The 16,277-nt window shown below is 74.1% G+C and carries 16 protein-coding genes; 3 read left to right on the top strand and 13 right to left on the bottom strand.

Going from position 1 to position 16,277, the window contains the following annotated elements:
• Positions 1-2: 2 nt before the first annotated feature.
• From SJY06_RS12050 to SJY06_RS12035, 4 genes are all read right to left on the bottom strand, one after another.
• The gene (locus SJY06_RS12050; RefSeq protein ID WP_380167774.1) at positions 3-260 is read right to left on the bottom strand and encodes a carboxypeptidase-like regulatory domain-containing protein; all 258 of its coding nucleotides are present in this window, start codon (positions 258-260) and stop codon (positions 3-5) included.
• On the bottom strand, positions 260-1,192 hold the full coding sequence (locus SJY06_RS12045; RefSeq protein ID WP_380167773.1) for a trypsin-like serine peptidase: 933 nt from the start codon (positions 1,190-1,192) through the stop codon (positions 260-262). Before SJY06_RS12045 ends, SJY06_RS12050 begins: the two co-directional genes overlap by 1 nt.
• A gap of 85 nt (positions 1,193-1,277) precedes the next feature.
• Positions 1,278-2,144 carry an aldo/keto reductase gene (locus SJY06_RS12040; protein WP_380167772.1) on the bottom strand — a complete coding sequence of 289 codons (867 nt, stop codon included), beginning with the start codon at positions 2,142-2,144 and terminating at the stop codon, positions 1,278-1,280.
• Between the two features lie 87 nt (positions 2,145-2,231).
• The gene (locus tag SJY06_RS12035; protein WP_380167771.1) at positions 2,232-2,807 is read right to left on the bottom strand and encodes a dihydrofolate reductase family protein; all 576 of its coding nucleotides are present in this window, start codon (positions 2,805-2,807) and stop codon (positions 2,232-2,234) included.
• A 203-nt stretch (positions 2,808-3,010) separates the two neighbouring features.
• Here SJY06_RS12035 and SJY06_RS12030 point away from each other — a divergent pair, with 203 nt between their 5' ends.
• Positions 3,011-4,666 carry an alpha/beta hydrolase domain-containing protein gene (locus SJY06_RS12030; RefSeq protein WP_380167770.1) on the top strand — a complete coding sequence of 552 codons (1,656 nt, stop codon included), beginning with the start codon at positions 3,011-3,013 and terminating at the stop codon, positions 4,664-4,666.
• A gap of 18 nt (positions 4,667-4,684) precedes the next feature.
• On the opposite strand, the gene SJY06_RS12025 is transcribed toward SJY06_RS12030, so the two are convergent.
• Positions 4,685-5,056 (bottom strand): hypothetical protein, encoded by a 372-nt coding sequence (locus tag SJY06_RS12025; protein ID WP_380167769.1) that lies wholly within the window; start codon positions 5,054-5,056, stop codon positions 4,685-4,687.
• A gap of 168 nt (positions 5,057-5,224) precedes the next feature.
• Here SJY06_RS12025 and SJY06_RS12020 point away from each other — a divergent pair, with 168 nt between their 5' ends.
• Positions 5,225-5,554 carry a hypothetical protein gene (locus tag SJY06_RS12020; protein WP_380167768.1) on the top strand — a complete coding sequence of 110 codons (330 nt, stop codon included), beginning with the start codon at positions 5,225-5,227 and terminating at the stop codon, positions 5,552-5,554.
• Between the two features lie 69 nt (positions 5,555-5,623).
• On the opposite strand, the gene SJY06_RS12015 is transcribed toward SJY06_RS12020, so the two are convergent.
• The 4 genes from SJY06_RS12015 to SJY06_RS12000 all read right to left on the bottom strand — a co-directional run bounded on the left by SJY06_RS12015 (position 5,624) and on the right by SJY06_RS12000 (position 9,898).
• On the bottom strand, positions 5,624-6,565 hold the full coding sequence (locus SJY06_RS12015) for a CPBP family intramembrane glutamic endopeptidase (protein WP_380167767.1): 942 nt from the start codon (positions 6,563-6,565) through the stop codon (positions 5,624-5,626).
• A gap of 129 nt (positions 6,566-6,694) precedes the next feature.
• Positions 6,695-8,443 (bottom strand): CocE/NonD family hydrolase, encoded by a 1,749-nt coding sequence (locus SJY06_RS12010; protein WP_380167766.1) that lies wholly within the window; start codon positions 8,441-8,443, stop codon positions 6,695-6,697.
• A gap of 121 nt (positions 8,444-8,564) precedes the next feature.
• Entirely contained in the window at positions 8,565-9,548 is a 984-nt protein-coding gene (locus SJY06_RS12005; RefSeq protein WP_380167765.1) for an alpha/beta hydrolase, read from the bottom strand.
• Complete coding sequence (locus SJY06_RS12000; RefSeq protein ID WP_380167764.1) at positions 9,545-9,898, bottom strand: hypothetical protein; 354 nt, start codon at positions 9,896-9,898, stop codon at positions 9,545-9,547. Before SJY06_RS12000 ends, SJY06_RS12005 begins: the two co-directional genes overlap by 4 nt.
• A gap of 89 nt (positions 9,899-9,987) precedes the next feature.
• On the opposite strand from SJY06_RS12000, the gene SJY06_RS11995 reads away from it, so the two are divergent.
• A complete protein-coding gene (locus SJY06_RS11995; protein ID WP_380167763.1) occupies positions 9,988-10,527 on the top strand; it encodes a helix-turn-helix domain-containing protein in 540 nt (179 codons plus the stop codon).
• 98 nt (positions 10,528-10,625) lie between these two features.
• On the opposite strand, the gene nagB is transcribed toward SJY06_RS11995, so the two are convergent.
• The 4 genes from nagB to SJY06_RS11975 all read right to left on the bottom strand — a co-directional run bounded on the left by nagB (position 10,626) and on the right by SJY06_RS11975 (position 16,165).
• A complete protein-coding gene (gene nagB, locus SJY06_RS11990; RefSeq protein WP_380167762.1) occupies positions 10,626-11,411 on the bottom strand; it encodes a glucosamine-6-phosphate deaminase in 786 nt (261 codons plus the stop codon).
• Positions 11,402-12,601, bottom strand: a complete 1,200-nt coding sequence (locus SJY06_RS11985) for an N-acetylglucosamine-6-phosphate deacetylase (RefSeq protein ID WP_380167761.1) — start codon at positions 12,599-12,601, stop codon at positions 11,402-11,404. Before SJY06_RS11985 ends, nagB begins: the two co-directional genes overlap by 10 nt.
• Positions 12,602-12,662: 61 nt before the next feature.
• The gene (locus tag SJY06_RS11980; protein ID WP_380167760.1) at positions 12,663-15,584 is read right to left on the bottom strand and encodes a hypothetical protein; all 2,922 of its coding nucleotides are present in this window, start codon (positions 15,582-15,584) and stop codon (positions 12,663-12,665) included.
• 35 nt (positions 15,585-15,619) lie between these two features.
• Entirely contained in the window at positions 15,620-16,165 is a 546-nt protein-coding gene (locus tag SJY06_RS11975) for a putative N-acetylmannosamine-6-phosphate 2-epimerase (RefSeq protein ID WP_380167759.1), read from the bottom strand.
• Between the last annotated feature and the right edge of the window lie 112 nt (positions 16,166-16,277).

The raw sequence follows: 16,277 nt of genomic DNA, 5'->3' as shown, positions 1-16,277 counted from the left end.
GCTCAGCCCGGCAGCTCGACGTCGACCTGCCCGCCCCGCCCGGCGTGCACCGTCACCTCGCGCCGGGCGCTGCGGCCGTCAGGGGCGGTGCACACCACCGTGTAGCGGCCCGCGGCGGGCACGCCCAGCCGGAAGCCGCCGTCGGCGTCGGTGAGCGCGGCGATGTCCGGCAGCGGTCCGGGTCCGCCCAGCAGCGACACCGCGGCCTGGGCCACCGGGCCGCCGGCGTCGCTGACCGTGCCCTGCAGCAGCTCCGCCATCAGGCCCGCCAGCGGCCCAGGTTGTCGAAGACCTGCCGGTTGATGCGGGTGCCCGAGTTGGCGCTGGCCCCGCCGTAGGCGTGGACCGCCACCGCGTACCGGGCGCCGTCACGCAGCTGGTAGACGGCGCTGCCGCTCTGCCCGCCCATGGTGTCGGCGGTGTAGAACACCTTGGTCGCGTTGACGCCGCTGACCCGGTTGGCGTGGTACCACTGCGTCCCGGCCGGCTTGTCGCCCGGGTAGCCCGAGACGTTGACGGTGCTGTCCTGCAGCTGCGCGTCGGAGTACACGCCGTAGCCGAACCAGCCCACGGTGCTGCCCAGCGGCGTCGGCAGCACGATGGCGCCGTAGTCGAAGTGCTCGCTGCCGTCGACGGTCCAGCCCCGCACGGACCGGAACGACGTGCTGGTCACGCTGCCGTAGGGCAGCGTGCTCCCCTGCCGACCGGGCATGACCTGGATGCTGCGGGCCCAGCCGTCCCGCCCGGGGACGTTGCTGCCGGTGATGTACACGCAGTGCCCGGCCGTCACCAGGGTCCGCGGGCCGATGAACCAACCCGTCCCCACCCAGCTGGAGCCGTCGGCGGCGGTGATGAGCAGGGACGCGTGCACGCGCCACGGGTAGGCGGCGGTGTCCTCGACCCGGACCCGGTCGTCCGTCCCGAGCACGGACTCCCGCGCCGCCCCGAACGACGCGGCGGCGACGTCCTGCAGCGCGGCCGTGTCCGGTGCGGCGGACTCCTGCACCCGCTCGACGGCGGGCGGCGGTACGACCAGGCCCGCCACCTGCTCGACGTCACCCGTGGGGTCCGCGACCCCCGCCGCGTCCCCGGTGGCGGGCGGCTCGGAGGGGCCCTCCTGCAGGGCGTGGTCGCTGCCCGGCGGCTCGTTGCCGACGGGGGTGTGCGGGTCGGGGGTGGCGTCCTCGCTCATGGCTGCTCCTGGACTCGTGGGGTCGGTCCGACGAGGCCAGGAGGCGGGGGCGGGGCCGCCGATACGAGCGGGCGGCCCGCCCGGGTCAGGCGTCGACGAACGGCGACGCGTAGCCCGCCACGTCGACCAGCGCCGCCTCGGCCTCGGCCGCGCTCGAGCGGTCCCGCTCGGCGGCCACGACGTCGCCCAGCAGGCGGACGTCGCCCGGGGTGGCCAGGGCGGTGACGCCCGGCTGGTCGAGCACCCACGACACGGCGGCCTTGACGCGGCCCGGGTCGGCGAAGGGCTCGTACCAGGTGGTGAACGCCTGCCCGTCCTGCTCGCCGGACGGCCACGGCCGGTGGGCGACGGCCTTGATGACCATGAGCCCGGCGTCCTGCCGGGCGACCTCGTCCCGCAGCGCGCCGAAGGCGTCCCGGAACGCGGCCTCGCGCCAGAGCAAGGGGTTGAGCGGCGTCAGGACGGTGGCGAAGGGGTACCGGCGCAGCGCCTCCAGGTGGGTGGCGGCGGCCTGCGGACCGTGGCCGGTGATCCCCACGGCCCCCACCAGCCCCTCCTCCTGCGCCTGCACCGCGGCCGCCAGCGCCCCGCCGGGGCGGGTCACGAGGTCGAGCTCGGCGAGGTCGCCCACCGCGTGCAGCTGGAGCAGGTCGACCCGGTCGGTCCGCAGCCGTTCCAGCGACGCCTCGATCTGCCGCCGGGCCGGCTCGGCGTCCCGCAGACCGGTCTTGGTGGCCAGCAGGACGCGCGGGCGGAGCTCGGCCATGCAGGCGCCGAGGCGGACCTCCGCGTCGCCGTAGTCGGCCGCCACGTCGACGTGGTTGATGCCGGCCTCGAGCAGCTGCTGCACCGCGCGGTCGGCGACGTCCTGCGTGACGTCGCTGAGCGCCGCAGCGCCGTAGACCAGCACCGAGCTGCGGTGCTCCAGGCGGCCGAGTCGTCGGGTCTCCATGACGCTGGTCTACCACCGGCCCGCCCAAGCGGCACGGGCTGACGCGTCAGCCCACGGTGTCAGCGGAGTGGTGTCAGCGGAGTGGTGTCAGCGGACTGATGTCGTAGGACTGATGTCGTAGGACAGGTGCACGACGCCGTTACCGAAGCGGTGCTGCTCGACCAGGCGCAGAGTCAGGCGCAGCCCGGACGGCAGCCAGGGCGTGCCACCGCCGACGACGACAGGGCACGCGTAGTACTCGACGGCGGCCACGAGGCCCGCCCGCAGCGCCTGGGCCGCGAGGTCGGGACCACCGATGCTCACGTCGCCGTCGGCCCGCTCGACCAGGGCTCGCACCTGCGTGGCGTCGAAGTCGCGGTGCAGCGTGGTGAGCGGCGTCGTGACGGCGGCCAGGCTGCGGGACCAGACGCGCTTGGGCCGACCGCGCCACTGCTCGCCGTACTGCCGCTCGACGTCGGTGGCGTCCGGCCCCGTGCCGTAGGTCTGCCACACGTGCATGACGTCGTACAGCCGCCGGCCGTAGAGCTCGGCCACGACGCGGCTGTCCCGCGCGTTCAGGTGGGCGTGGACCTCCTCGTCCGGGGCGCTCCAGTCGAAGTCCCCGCTCTCGTCCGCCACGAAGCCGTCGAGCGAGCCGATGCCGGTGTAGACCAGTCGTCCCACGCCGCGGACCTCCCAACTCGGTCGCCGGACGCCTCCGACGAAGGTCGCAGCCTACTGACGGGGCGTGACAGACCGCCGGACCGAATTTTCTTCAACCCTCGACATAAATTGGCGCTCCGGTCTACGGTCGAGCCGGCCGCCGTCGTCCGCCCCGCTTCGACGTCGTGACCGCGCACCCGTCGACGACGAGGAGAGGCCCGCCCATGACCCCGACCGTGACCCGAGCCCGGGTGGGCGGGGCCGTGCGCCCCGTCCTGCTCACCCTGGCGCTGACGGCGTCCCTGCTCGTCAGCAGCCCTGGTCCCGCGTCGGCCGCCGTGCCGGACCCCGAGGTCTCGGGCCCGGTGCCGTGGACGTCCCCGGCGGGCGACCCGGCCCACGGGTACCCGTTCCTGGCCACCGACTACGACCTGGCCGGACGGGGGTACGTCGAGGAGGAGTTCCTCGTCTCCGGCGAGGCCACCCGCTACACGGCCGACGGGCGGGTCGACGCCACCGTGCGCAGCACCGGTCACGACTACACGACCCGCATCGTCGTGCGCCGTCCGGTGGCGGCCGAGGACTTCAACGGCACCGTGGTCGCCGAGTGGTACAACGTGTCGAACCAGTGGGACCAGGAGGTCGACTGGTTCCAGACCCACGAGCACCTCGTCCGGGAGGGCTACGCCTGGGTGGGGGTCTCGGCCCAGCGGGCGGGCGTGCACTCGGCCACCGGGCTGCGGGCCTGGAGCCCCGGCCGCTACGGCGAGCTCGACGTCACCGACGGCGGCACGGTCCTCGACGACACCCTGTCGTGGGACATCTTCTCCCAGGCCGTCCAGGCGGTCCGCGACCCGGCCGGGACCGCTCCCCTGGGCCCGTTGTCCGCGCAGCGCGTGGTCGCGACCGGGCACTCGCAGTCCGCGGGCCGGCTGTGGAGCTACGTCAACTCGGTCGACCCGCAGGCCGACGTCGTGGACGCCGTCGTCCTGCACGGGGGTGGTGGCACGATGCGGACCGACCTCGAGACCCCCGTCTTCAAGATCAACAGCGAGACCGACGTGGCCATCGACCTGCTCGGCGCCGCCCAGCGGCAGCAGGACAGCGACGTTCTGCGCACCTGGGAGGTCTCCGGCGCCTCGCACGGCGACTGGAAGCTGATCACGGACTACGGCCGGCTCCGCATCCGCGACGTCGGGACGGCGCCGGGCGGGTACCCGGGCACGCCGCAGACCTGCGCCGCCCCGTCGGGCTCCCGGATCCCGCAGCACATGGTCCAGTCGACGCTGTACGACCACGTCGCGGCGTGGCTGGCCGACGGGACCGCGCCGCCGTCGGCCCCGCCCATCCAGCTGACCGGGGGCACGGTGGCCCGGGACGAGCTCGGGCTGGGCCTCGGCGGCATCCGGCTGGCGCAGCAGGACGTGCCGCAGCGGCTCAACTCCGGCCTGAACACCGGTCTCGGCTTCTGCTTCCTGGACGGGGGGTCCGTCCCGGTCGACGACGCCACCCTGGCCTCCTGGTACCCGGACGAGGACGCCTACGTCGCGCAGGTCGTCGCGGCCACGCGGGGGGCCGTCGCCGCCGGGTACCTGCACGCCGGGTTGGCGCAGGACCCGGCCTGGTACAGCGACGTGGTGGAGCTGGTCGAGGCCCGCACGGCCGACGGTCGCCTCGCCCGGCCCGCCGCCGACCGGCTCGTCGAGCGGGTCGAGCAGGCCGCCGACGCCGCCGACGCCGGCAACCTGCGCGCCGCGGCCCGCTGGATGCGTCTGGCCGACGCGGTGGCCGAGCGCCAGCTGCGCGGCGACGAGGACGCCCGGGCCACCGTCGCGCGCTCGACCGCCGCGGTGGTGGGTGTCATCGAGGCGACGGGCTGAGCGCCGGCCGGCCGGGCGTCAGGTCGCCAGGAAGGCGAACGCCGCCACCATGCACAGGGCGGCGGCCAGGTACAGGAACGACGCCGGGCGCAGGCCCGGGGTCTCCTGGGGCGCACGGCGGGGACGGCGCAGGCCGGCGAGCAGGTCGACGACGAGCCCGCCGGAGAGGAAGGCACCGAAGCCGGCCGCCAGGGCGGTGGCCAGGATCCCTTCTCGCAGCAACCCCAGCCCGACCGCCAGCAGGCCGACCGCGACCAGGACGCCGAGGACGGCCAGACCCACGGCGCCGGCTCGGCGCAGCCGCCGCTCCCCGGGCGGCACCTGGACCGGCCCCAGGCCCTCCTGGGGCAGCCCAGGCACCCGTGGGACGTAGTACGGCGGCAGTGCCATGCGTCCTCCCCGACGTGTCGTGCCGCCACCATGACACGGCTCGACGACGGTGTCGAGGCTGGTCAGGAGGCCTGCAGGGCCCCGGGCGCTGGCGTCACGCCGGTCGGACGGTGAGACTGCTGAGCGGGCGAGGCGGGTCGCCCGGACACCGGCGCGAGGGGGGATCGGATGGCGATGCTGACGTTCCGACGACCGGGAGGAGACTCCGGCGGCCTCTTCCGTGACCTCCAGGTGCTTCTGGACGGTGAGTACGTCGTCGGCCTCCTGCCGGGGTACTCCTGGGCCGTCAGGGTGCCGGCGGGCCGCTACGAGGTCGTGGGTCGGATGGACTGGGCGAGGAGCCCCGTGCTCGTGTGCGAGGTCCAGGACGACGAGGACCTCGTGGTCGAGGTCTCGCTGACGTTCCTGGGCGTGCTCGAGTCGTTCGTCCCCGGCCGCAGGCCGGTTCGCGTCCGGGCGACCACCCGGACGGGTTCCCGTGAGGCAGGTGGGTTGTGACCGACGACCGGAGAACCGCGCTGGTCGTCCTGCCGACTCGGAACGATGCGGCCGAGAACCCGGTGCGCCTCAGCACAGCTGGCTCGAGGGGGTGCGTGCGGGGCCGGCGCTCCGCGTCGTCCACCAGATGACGGTGGTGATGACGACCAGTGCCGCGCTCGGGACGAGGTAGGTGATCGAGCCGGCGGTCTCCGCCCGGCTGCTCAGCGCCCCGCTGACGTCGGTGTGCAGGGTGGTGGCGAGCACGAGCCCCGTGACGTTGTAGACCGTGTGGAGCGCGACGGCGACCTCGAGCCCACCGGTGCGCCAGGTGATGACGGCCATGGACCCGAACAGCACGAGGTAGGAGGTGAGGATGTACGGGTCGAGCGAGCCGTGGAGCAGCGAGAAGAGGACGGTCGTGACGACGACGCCCAGCACGGCGCCCGAACGGGCACCCCGGGTCCACCCGCCGACCACACGGAACATCAGGCCACGGATCCCGTACTCCTCGCCGGCGGCGGCCAAGGGCGTCAGCAGCATGCCGATCACGAAGTACGCGACCAGGTCAGCGGTCGTCCACGCGACCTGCTCACCGGCCTCCAGCAGCGAGCTGACGGAGACCGCGACGAGCAGCAGCGGACCGTGGACCAGCAGCGACCGGGCCAGGAGCCCGTACCGGAAGCGTCCGACCACGGAGTGCAGCGACCGGGCGGACAGTCCGTAGAGCCAGCGCTGCAGCAGCATGGAGTAGGGGATCAGCAGCGCGAGGGACAGGGTGCCTGCGGCCTGCTGGAGCGGGGCGGACCCCTCTCCTCCCAGCAGGTGCGTCTCGACGAGGGACGCGACGAACAGGAACAGCTGCGCGAAGCCGACGAGTCCGGCGAGCAGCAGCACGACGGCGAGCAGGCCGCGTGGGATGCGGCGTCGATCGCCCGCGTACACGCGGTGGTACTCGACGGCGGCCGGCACACCGGATGAGCGGGCCGTTTCGTCGATGTGCAGCAGCGGGTCCTGGGTGGCGTCGGGCACGGTTCTCCTCGGGATCGGTGACGGGAGGGGCCTGGGGGATCTCCTGCACGATGTGCGGGACGGCCGGGAACAGCCCGTCGAGGACGAGCAGGGTGGAGGCGAGGCCGACGCCCCGGCTGCGCGCTCGCGTCAGCGGATGACGGTCGGCACCCGAAAGGCCGGGGGTCCGCTCGGCAGGTCGGTCGTGGTCCGCACCCCCAGGTAGACGTCGAGGTAGGGCGCGCGGGCGCCGTCGGTCGGGACATCGTCCGCGGGGTTGTCCAGGGCCAGGTCGAGGCGAGCCGAGGTGACCCGGACCTGCTCCCCGGACGGCGAGTCGATCCAGTCGCTCCCGGGCCCGAACCCCAGCGGGTCCAGGTCCTGCGTCTCGGGCTGGACCGTGCCGATCTCGACGGCCAGCGTGTGCCCGGCGGCCAACGTCCAGTCGGTCGACTTCAGGTCCAGCCGGGTCTGACCGGACCGCAGCACGCCCACCTGCTCGTCGAACATGACCGCCGTTCCGTCCGGGTCGACGTCGAACAGCCTCACCATCACGTTGCCGCGCCCCTCGGCGCGCAGGGCCACCCTCGGCGTGCCCGTGATCCGGGTCGGGCGCTCGAGCGGCTCGGACCTCGTGACGTAGCGGTTCGCCTCGCTGGCGGCGTAACCGTCGTCGACGTACCTGCCGCCGCCCAGGCGCACGACGGCGGAGCGGCCGACGACCGGCCAGGTGTCCTGCGCCCGCCAGGAGCCAGTGCTGTCCTGGATGGCGTAGACCGGGTACTGCACCGACGGCGTGATGCCCCTCAGGTGCTCGTCGTAGAAGGACATGGTCTCCTCGAACCAGCCCTCGCGGCCCATCGCCAGGGTCCCGTCCTCCAGCCGGTCGTTACCTCGCACGTGGTCCCACTGGCCGAGCCAGGCGCGCTGCGGGCCCTCGTGGTGGGCCAGGAACTCCTCCATGCCCTCGGCCTCGGTGTTCCACTCCAGGAAGCCCTGGGTGAACAGCAGCGGGGTGTCGCTGCCCTCGGCGAGCGCGGCGATGTCACGGGCCCGCCAGAACTCCGACTCCGGGTCGCCGATCAGGTAGCCGCTCGCCTCTCGGGTGGTGCACTCCGGGTGCTCGGCCTCGTAGGCGGCGTTGGCCTGGTATCGGGGGTCGTCGTCCGGCAGCGGGGGGATCTGGGCGATGGCGCCGTAGCTGCCCGGGATCTGCACGGCGGTGGTGCGCGGGACCCCGTAGGAGTGGACGTTGCGGTACAGGTCCCAGATGGGCTCCTGCGCGACGACGGCCTTGAGCGCGTCCTGGTCCTCGTTGTTGCCGATGAGGCCCGTGATCGCGTCGGCGGACTTGCCGTACATGCCGACGGCGCCGGTGGACCAGGGCTGGGCGGCCGCCCAGTCGACGGCAGCCCGGACGTCCGCCTGGTCACCGGGACCGGCGAACTGCAGACAGCCGCTGGACCCGCCGAAGCCGCGCGAGTCGACCATGACGAAGGCGTACCCGCGCTCGAACAGGTCGGCGCCCTCGATCAGGTCGGCGAACCGGGCGGAAGGACCGGTCTGCTCGAAGCCCTCGGGGAACGTCTGCCCGGCGTGGGAGAAGTACGGACCGACGGAGAGGATGACGGGGACCTGCTCGCCGTCGGCGAGGTCCTCGGGCAGCAGGACGTCGGCGTGCAGCTCGGTGCCGGAGTCGTCGGATGACGGGAAGTAGTGCTGGGTCCACCGCGCACCCTGCGGTACGCGGTCGTTCTGCTCGTGGGTGACGGGCTCCGTGCCGCCGCCGGCCGCGCGCCCCTCAGGGGACACCGCGACGGCGGGGCCGATGACGGCGGCGGTCGCCATGGTGGCCGACGTGAGGGCTGAGGCGGCGAGGACGGCCATCGTGCTTCTCATGTGGTTCTCCAGGAGCGTGGTCGGGCTGGTGGCCTCGTGGGCGTGTCCGGCATGAGGCAACACCCGGCCCCAAGGACACACTCAACCGCGGCCGCACGTGATCCAGGTCACACCCGAACCGTCAGTGCGATGACGTGGTGCCGAGGACGCGCCGAGCCCAGCACGTGACCAGGCTCAGGACGCGGTCGTCGACGGGTGCTGCGACCTCGGTGCGGTACTGCCGCAGCGACGGCTCGCCCGGTTGGTGGCGCAGGGTGTGACTGACGTCGGGCACGAGGTGCGCCTCGAGGAGGCCGGGGACGAGGTCACCGAGCGCTCTCAGGTCCTCGGGCGGGGTCTGCAGGTCCTTGCTGCCGGTGATGGCGAGGACGGGCGAGGTGAGGCGACGGAGGTCGCGGGTGGGGTCGTGGGCCATGAACTCGCGGTGCCAGCGGGCGTTGGTCCGCACACCGCCGAGGCGGGCGACGTCGGAGGTGGTCGCCTTCAGTCGAGCGTGGTTCGCGCGTACCTGCGTGACGACGTCGGTGCGAAGGACCTTGTAGGCCAGCCGGACCGGTGCGGGCAGGCTGGGTGCGAGCCGTTCGGCCTGCCAGAGCAGGACATCCTCGCCCGCGCGCGCGGTGGGGCCGAGCAGGCAGACCCCGGCGACGGCGAGCCCGCCGCGCGCCTGGCTGTCAGCCGCCACCGCGGCGGCGAGGATCGCGCCCTCGCTGTGCCCGACGAGGAGCAGCCGCTCGGGATCCACCTCGGGGCGGCTCGCGAGCAGACGCAGGGCGGCCCGGGCGTCGTCGGCGCCGTCGTGCAGGCCGGGGCGGCGCCAGTCACCGGGGCTCGCGCCGACGCCGCGCTTGTCGTAGCGGTAGCTGGCCACCCCGGCAGCGGCGAGCGCCTCAGCGAGCGCTCGGGTGATACCCAGCGGCAGCCGACGGGCGTCGGAGTCCCGGTCCACCGGCCCGGACCCCGGCAGCAGCAGGGCGGTGGCCCACGGCCCCGGCCCCTGGGGCGTCAGCAGCGTGCCGGCGAGGGGCCCGGCGGGCCGGTCGACGGCCAGGTCGAGCGCCCGGCCGGCTGCGACGCGGTCACCGTTGCCGGACCACGCGTTCACCTGAGTCCTCCGTGGGCCCGGTCCGCCGCCTGCGTCACGGCGTCGGCGGTGGCCGCCGGGTCGTCCACGGTGACGAGAAGGCGCCGCCAGGGCTGTCCGTCCTGCTCCTGCAGCTCGACGAGCACGGCGGGGGTACCGCGCCGCACGTCGGCGAGGGTCCGCCCGCGCGACCCGCGCCATGTCCCGACCGCCCGACGCCTCGGCAGCACGAGCCCCGGTGCTCGGACCGAGCCGAGCCCACGCAGCGCGGACAGCCCGTCGGGCACCACGCGCGCACCCAGGACGCACCACAGCGGCACGGCCACATCAGGAAGCAACCCGGCGATCTTCGTGCGCAGGGGGAGCCTCACGAGCAGGCGGTCATGAGAGAGGAGCAAGGCGGTCACGTCGCCGACGTTATCAATTTTAATAACGATGTCAATCTTGATAGCTTCTGCTCATGCGGTCGACCGAACTACTGCTGCACCCCGTGCGCATGCGGGTCGTGCAGGCGCTGCTGGGGGATCGCGACCTCACGACGACGCAGCTGCGCGAGCTGCTGCCCGATGTGCCCGTGGCCACGCTGTACCGCCAGGTCGCGGCCCTGGTCGACGGCGGCGTGCTCCAGGTCGTCAACGAGCGACGTCCGGTGCGCGGGGCGGTGGAGCGCACCTACCGGCTGGTGCCGGCGGCGGCCACGGTGGACCCGGCCGAGCTGCGGGACCTGAGCCCGGAGCAGCACCGACGTCACTTCCTCACGTTCGTCGCCGGGCTGGTCGGCGACTTCGACCGCTACCTCGCCGACACCGACCGCCCTGACGGCAGGGTGGACCCGCAGCAGGACCGCATCGGCTACCGCCAGGCCGTGATGCACCTGTCCGACGACGAGGTCGACGAGATGCTCGCCGAGCTCGGGGGGGTGCTGGCGCGGTACCGCGCGACACCGCCTGGTCCGGGGCGCTCGCGTCGGGCGCTGAGCACCGTGCTGCTCAAGGGCTGACGGCCTCGACCCGTTCGTCGAGGTCGCCGTGAACGGCGGGTGCCCTGGGGCTGCTGCGACCCGGGGCGGGCTTCGTGCTCACGGGCGATGGCGCTGCGTCACAGCCCTTGCCACGCGGGCTTGGCTTCGTAGACCTGCCGGTAGTAGGCCGCCAGCTGCAGGTGCGACGCAGCGGCCTTGTCCAGGAGGACGGTGGTGTGCGGGTGATGCTGCAGGATGGTGGCCGGCCACATCGCGCTCACGGGGCCCTCCACGAGCTGACGCACCGCTTCGGCCTTGGCCGAGCCGCAGGCCAGCAGCAGGACGTGCCGGGCCTCCATGATGGTGCCCAGTCCCTGCGTGATGCAGTGTCGTGGGACGGCGTCGACGTGTCCCTGGAAGAAGCGGGCGTTGTCGCGGCGCGTCTGTTCCGTCAGCGTCTTGATCCGGGTGCGCGACGCGAAGGACGAGCCCGGCTCGTTGAACGCGATGTGGCCGTCCGTCCCGATGCCCAGGAGCTGCACGTCCACCCCGCCCGCGCGACGGATGGCGGCCTCGTAGGCCTCGCAGGCGCCCGGCAGGTCGGCGGCGTTGCCGGCGGGTCCCTGCACCGCCCCCGGTGCGAAGTCGACGTGAGCCGCGAAGTCGCGCCTGATGACGTTGCGGTACCGCTCGGGGTGGTCGTCCGGCAGGCCGACGTACTCGTCGAGCGTGAAGGCCCGTGCCTGGTCGAACGACACCGTGCCGGACCGGTGCGCGCGGACCAGCGCACGGTAGACCGCCAAGGGGCTGGAGCCGGTGGCGAGACCGATGACGAGGTCGGGCTTGGTGCGCGCGAGGCCTTCGACGACCGCCGCGGCCAGTCCGGCGAGCGCGTCGGCGGTGGGCTGGATGACTACTTCCACGGTCGGGCTCCTTCGGCGAGGGTGGCGTCCCCCGGAGGGCCGCCGGGTCGACCCACACCTGGCGCGAACGGCCACACGAAGAGCGGCTCGAACTCCTCGTCCAGCCCGAGCACGGGACCGGACCCGCCCGTGACGAGCGCGGCCCGCGGCAGCCCGACAGCGTGGGCGGGCAGCCGCGTCGCCGAGGCGAGTGCGCGCTCGGGGGGCATGCCGCAGGACACGGCGGTACGAACTGCGCGGTCCATCGTCAGCGTGCTCCCCGCGATGGCGCCACCGGCGCGGAGCCTGGCGACGCCGTCGACCACGTCCACGTCGAGCGACCCCAACCGATAGGGCCCGTCGTCGGCCCCGGCCGCTGCCATCGCGTCGGTCACCAGCAGGACCTCCCCCAGCGCAGCGCGCGTGACGAGGGCGACCGTCTCCGGGTGCACGTGGACGCCGTCGACGACCAGCTCGACCGCGACCCGACGGTCGTTGAGCGCCGCGGCGACGGGACCGGGCTGCCGGTGGTGGATGGGACGCATGGCGTTGCAGACGTGCGTGACCACCCGGGCGCCCGCATCGACAGCGGCGCGCAGCTGGACGTGGTCCGCGTCCGTGTGGCCGACCGCGACCACGACCCCCTGACGGGTGAGCTGCTCGATGGCGAGGTGCGCGCCCGGCAGCTCGGGGGCAAGAGTCACCATCCGCAGCTGACCGTCCGCGACCGCCAGCAGCCGGTCGATGTCGGCAGGGAGCGGGTCCTTAAGCAGGTGAGGGTCGTGCGCGCCCCGGTGCGCAGGGCTCAGCCAGGGGCCCTCGAGGTGGATCCCGGCGACCACGCCGTCGCGGGCGAGCGGCGCCAGCGTCGCGACCTGGGTCTCGAGCTCGTCGATGGAGGCCGTGACCAGGGAGGCCATGACGGCGATGCTGCCGTGCCCGCGGTGGGCCGCCGCCGCCATCACGGCCTCGTCGGGGTCGGTGGTGGCGAAGCTGTGGCCTCCCCCGCCGTGGCAGTGGACGTCGACGAAGCCAGGGGTCAGATAGGCGCACTCCAGGTCTGCGGTGCCTGGTGGTCGGCCGGAACCCACCTCGCCGACCTCGCCGGCCTCCAACCGCACCCAGCCGGGTCGGAGGACGTCGTCCGGGAACAGCACCTGCGGGGAGCTGACCAGCTCCCCGTCGCGGGCGGTCATCGGTCGGCTCGGCATCGGGTCGGGCTCCTGACGGTCCCCGGAGGCCTGCGTGGCAGGAGCGACGACGCTGGGCTCGTCACGGCGCGCGCCCGTCCCGCGCGAGCGTGAAGGTGCGGACCTGCCACGGCCCCAGGACAGGAGCAACGACCGTCGACCCACGGTCGGTCGGCTCCCCCTCGGGTGCGTGGCCGTCGACGGGGACGACGTCCGCGGTCTCCGCCCGCTCCGCCGTCCCCACCTGCTCCGTCGGCTCGCTCGTCTCCGCGGTGCCGTCGAGACGGACCGGGACCACCCGCGTGCCTGACGGCACGATCAGGTCGGCCCGGACCGTCAGCGGGGTCGGGTTCCAGATCCGCAGCCGCGCGGCCCCGGCCACCGTCGACCCGGACGCTGCGCTCGGTACAGGGGCGAACGCCGAGAGCAGGGCGCCGCGGAGCTCGGGCGCGGGCCAGCCGTGACCCGGACCTTGTGTCTGCGATGGCCTCGTCCCCGACCGCAGCTGACGGGCGACCAGCGGGGTGCGGTGGGCCTGGGCCGCCAGGACGAGAGCGGCACCTGGGTCGAGGTCGTCGGGGCAGGTCCCGTCGGGGCCGGGTGCGAGCGTCTCGTCACCGACCAGGACCGCCAGGTCCGCGACCAGCGGGCCCTGGACCTGCGCGTCAGGGGTGGCCAGCATCGGACCTGCCGCCGCCGTGCGTACGCGGAGGTCGGGGCGCGACAGCCATCCCACCCCCCGCAGCAGCGTGACGGCCAGCACCGGATCCGGACCCGTCACGGCGTCCTCGAGCAGCCCGGCCCCCTCGGGCAGGCCGCGCGCGAGCACGGCCGTCGCCTGCTCACCGCGGCCGGCCAGGAGCAGACCGTGCACGGGAGCGACACCGCACGCCGCCTCGTGGCCACGAGCCTCGGGCCTCGGGCCGTACTCGGGGACCATCGGTCGCTGGACCATGGACCAGTGGCTGAGTCCCGACCAGCTGGTGGCCCCCGGTGCGGGCGTCACCACCCGCAGACGGTGGTCCTCCGCCCGGTTGTCGACCTCGAGTCGCACCTGAACACCCGGCAGACCGGCCCACGCCGTGGCCGTGATCCGGACCGGGCAGGTGACCGTGCGCCGGTCTCGAGCGGTCCGGTCCGCCACGAGTCCTGCCGGCAGCTCGAGGACGGCCTCGGCGACCACCCGGGTGCGTACCCGGCTCACGGTGGCCGAGCGCGACAGGACCCGGGCGCGCCTGGGCGGGTCGGGCAGCGGGTCGTGGGTGTAGCTGTCGCCGCGGTCGCCGTCGTCCAGCAGGCGCAGCAGGTGCTGTCGGTCGACGCCGTCGCGCACCACTCGCAACGAGCCGTCGTCCGCAACGGCAAGGCGTCGCCCGTCGGCCACGTCGACCAGGTCGTCGGCCCGGTCGAGCACCGCGGGGCGGACGGGCGCACAGGCCATGGGTCCGTCAGCGTCTTCGACCGCAGGCGTGCACCGGAGCCGGTACACCGACCACCCCAGGGCCGGGACCTCGCGCGCGACGAACGCGACGCTGGCCCGGTCGACGGGGTAGGAGTCGGGCAGCAGGTCGACGTCGGCCTCGAAGTGCAGGGGCCCGGATCCGGCGTCGGCCCCCGGCACGACGTCGACGGGCTGTTCGTGGCCGTCGGGGTCGAGCAGGGCGACGACGCGCTGCCCCGGGGCGAGGACGACCTCCACCTCGACCGGGCCGGTGTGAGGACGGGCGTGGGGGTTTCGGACGAGCAGATCGACATGGTCCGTCTCGGGGAGCCCGTGCAGTCGGGTGTCGACCCCTTCGTCGAGCAGCTGCCGCCGGGTCAGGTCGGCCGCGATCTGCTGCACGCGTTCGGCCCGGGTGGCGTTCTCCCGGTGCACCTCGTCGACGCTGCAGCCGCAGACCGAGTCGTGCGGGACGTTGTGCAGGACGAGCTCCCAGGCACGGTCGAGCTGGGCGAGCTCGGTGGCGCCGGCCCGTCCGGCGAGAGCCGCAGAGGCCAGCCCGGGCTCGACGAACCGCTCGAGCACCGCCTGCGCGGCGTCGTTCGCCTGCTTGAGCCATGAACGGGTGGACAGCGTCCCCGCAAGCACGAAGGTCAGCCAGCCGCCGGGTCGACGGAGCTCGCCATCGACGACGGGCAGCTCCTGGCCGTCACCCAAGGTGTCGACGAACGTGTCCAGGTCCGAGCCCAGGAGGTCCACGCCGCAACGCTCGCGCGCGGCGGCGCGCAAGGCGTCCAGCCGGCCGACGGGGTCGAGCGGGAGGATGTGGTCCCCTCCGTCGAGCAGCAGCAGCGGTCCCTGCGGTGCGCGACCCCGCTCGCGCTCGACGAAGTCGGCGAGACGGTCGAGGGTCGCGGTCACCCAGTCCTCGTCGGGTCGGCCCGCGCGTCCACCTCCGGCCCAGGTCGCCCCGTCCTGCGGGCGCTGCTCGTCCTCGCGAGCTGCCGCTGCCCCGGTCGAGGCCGCGGCGACGGCGTCGCTGTCCCGCCACAGGACCTGCGCCTCGTGGTAGCCCTGGTTGACGGTCAGCACCTCGCTGCCGTCCGGGGAACGCCAACGGAACCGGGCGTCGCGCGGCGCGCCGCGCCAGACGACCGCCGAGCCGGCCCCGAACCCGGCGAGGACCCGAGGCAGGTCCGCCGGGTGCCCGAAGGCGTCCGGGGAGTACCCCACCCCCGTCTGGCCACCCAGCCGACGCACCCAGCGGCCGCCGAGCTCGAGGTTGCGCACCAGGGTCTCGGCGCTGACGAGCTGGTTGTCGGCCAGCACGTGCCACGGCCCGATCGTCAGCCGTCCGGCCCGCACGTGCCCTGCGACCCTGACCTCCAGGTCGGGCCGGACGTCGACGACGTCCGCCACGGTGGCGGTCTGCCCGTCCAGGTGGAACCGATCCATGCGTCCGCTGTCGAGCTGGTCGCACACGGTCTCCACCAGGCCGACCAGCCGAGCGCGGAACGACTCGAAGGGGCGGTACCACTCACGGTCCCAGTGGACGTGGGTCACGACGTGGCACGTCAGGACCGGGCGGGTCGACCCGCTCACCGGGCCGCCCACGTCCGGGCGACGGCTGCGCTGAACCCTTCGGTGATCACCGTGGGGCGGGTGATGGCCGAACCGACCACCACCGCCCAGGCCCCGCGGTCGAGCGCCTCGCCGGCCTCGGTCGGCGTCCGGATCCGCCCTTCGGCGAGCACGGGGACCGCCAACGACGCCAGCTGCTCGACCAGGTCCAGGTCGGGACCGTCCGGAACGACACCCGGACCGACGTACCCGGACAGGGTCGTGCTCACTGCGTCCGCGCCCGCTGCCACGGCCGCCTCGCCCTGCGAGAAGGTGGCGACATCAGCCAGCAGCAACCGGCCCTCCTCGTGCACGGCCGCCACCAGCTGCTGCAGGCCGGACCCGTCCGGTCGTTCCCGGTCGGTGGCGTCGACGGCCACCAGGTCCGCGCCTGCCCGGGCCACCGCCCGGGCGTCGGCAACCGACGGGGTGATGTAGACCCCGTCGTTGCCGACCTTGCGCAACCCGATGACGGGCACGGCGACGGCCGCCCGGACCGCGCTGACGTCCTCGAGACCTTCCACCCGGACGCCGACCGCTCCCCCGGCCAGGACCGCCAGAAGCCATGGCCCTCATGTGCTGGGGGCCATGCAGGGGCTCGCCGGCACGCGCCTGGCAGGAGACGACGAGGCCTCC

The organism is Jannaschia sp. R86511, from assembly GCF_042466345.1.
Classification (GTDB): domain Bacteria; phylum Actinomycetota; class Actinomycetes; order Actinomycetales; family JBBAYJ01; genus Aquipuribacter.
The sequence above is the reverse complement of the archived record's forward strand: the minus strand, read 5'-3'. Positions and strand labels throughout refer to the sequence as shown.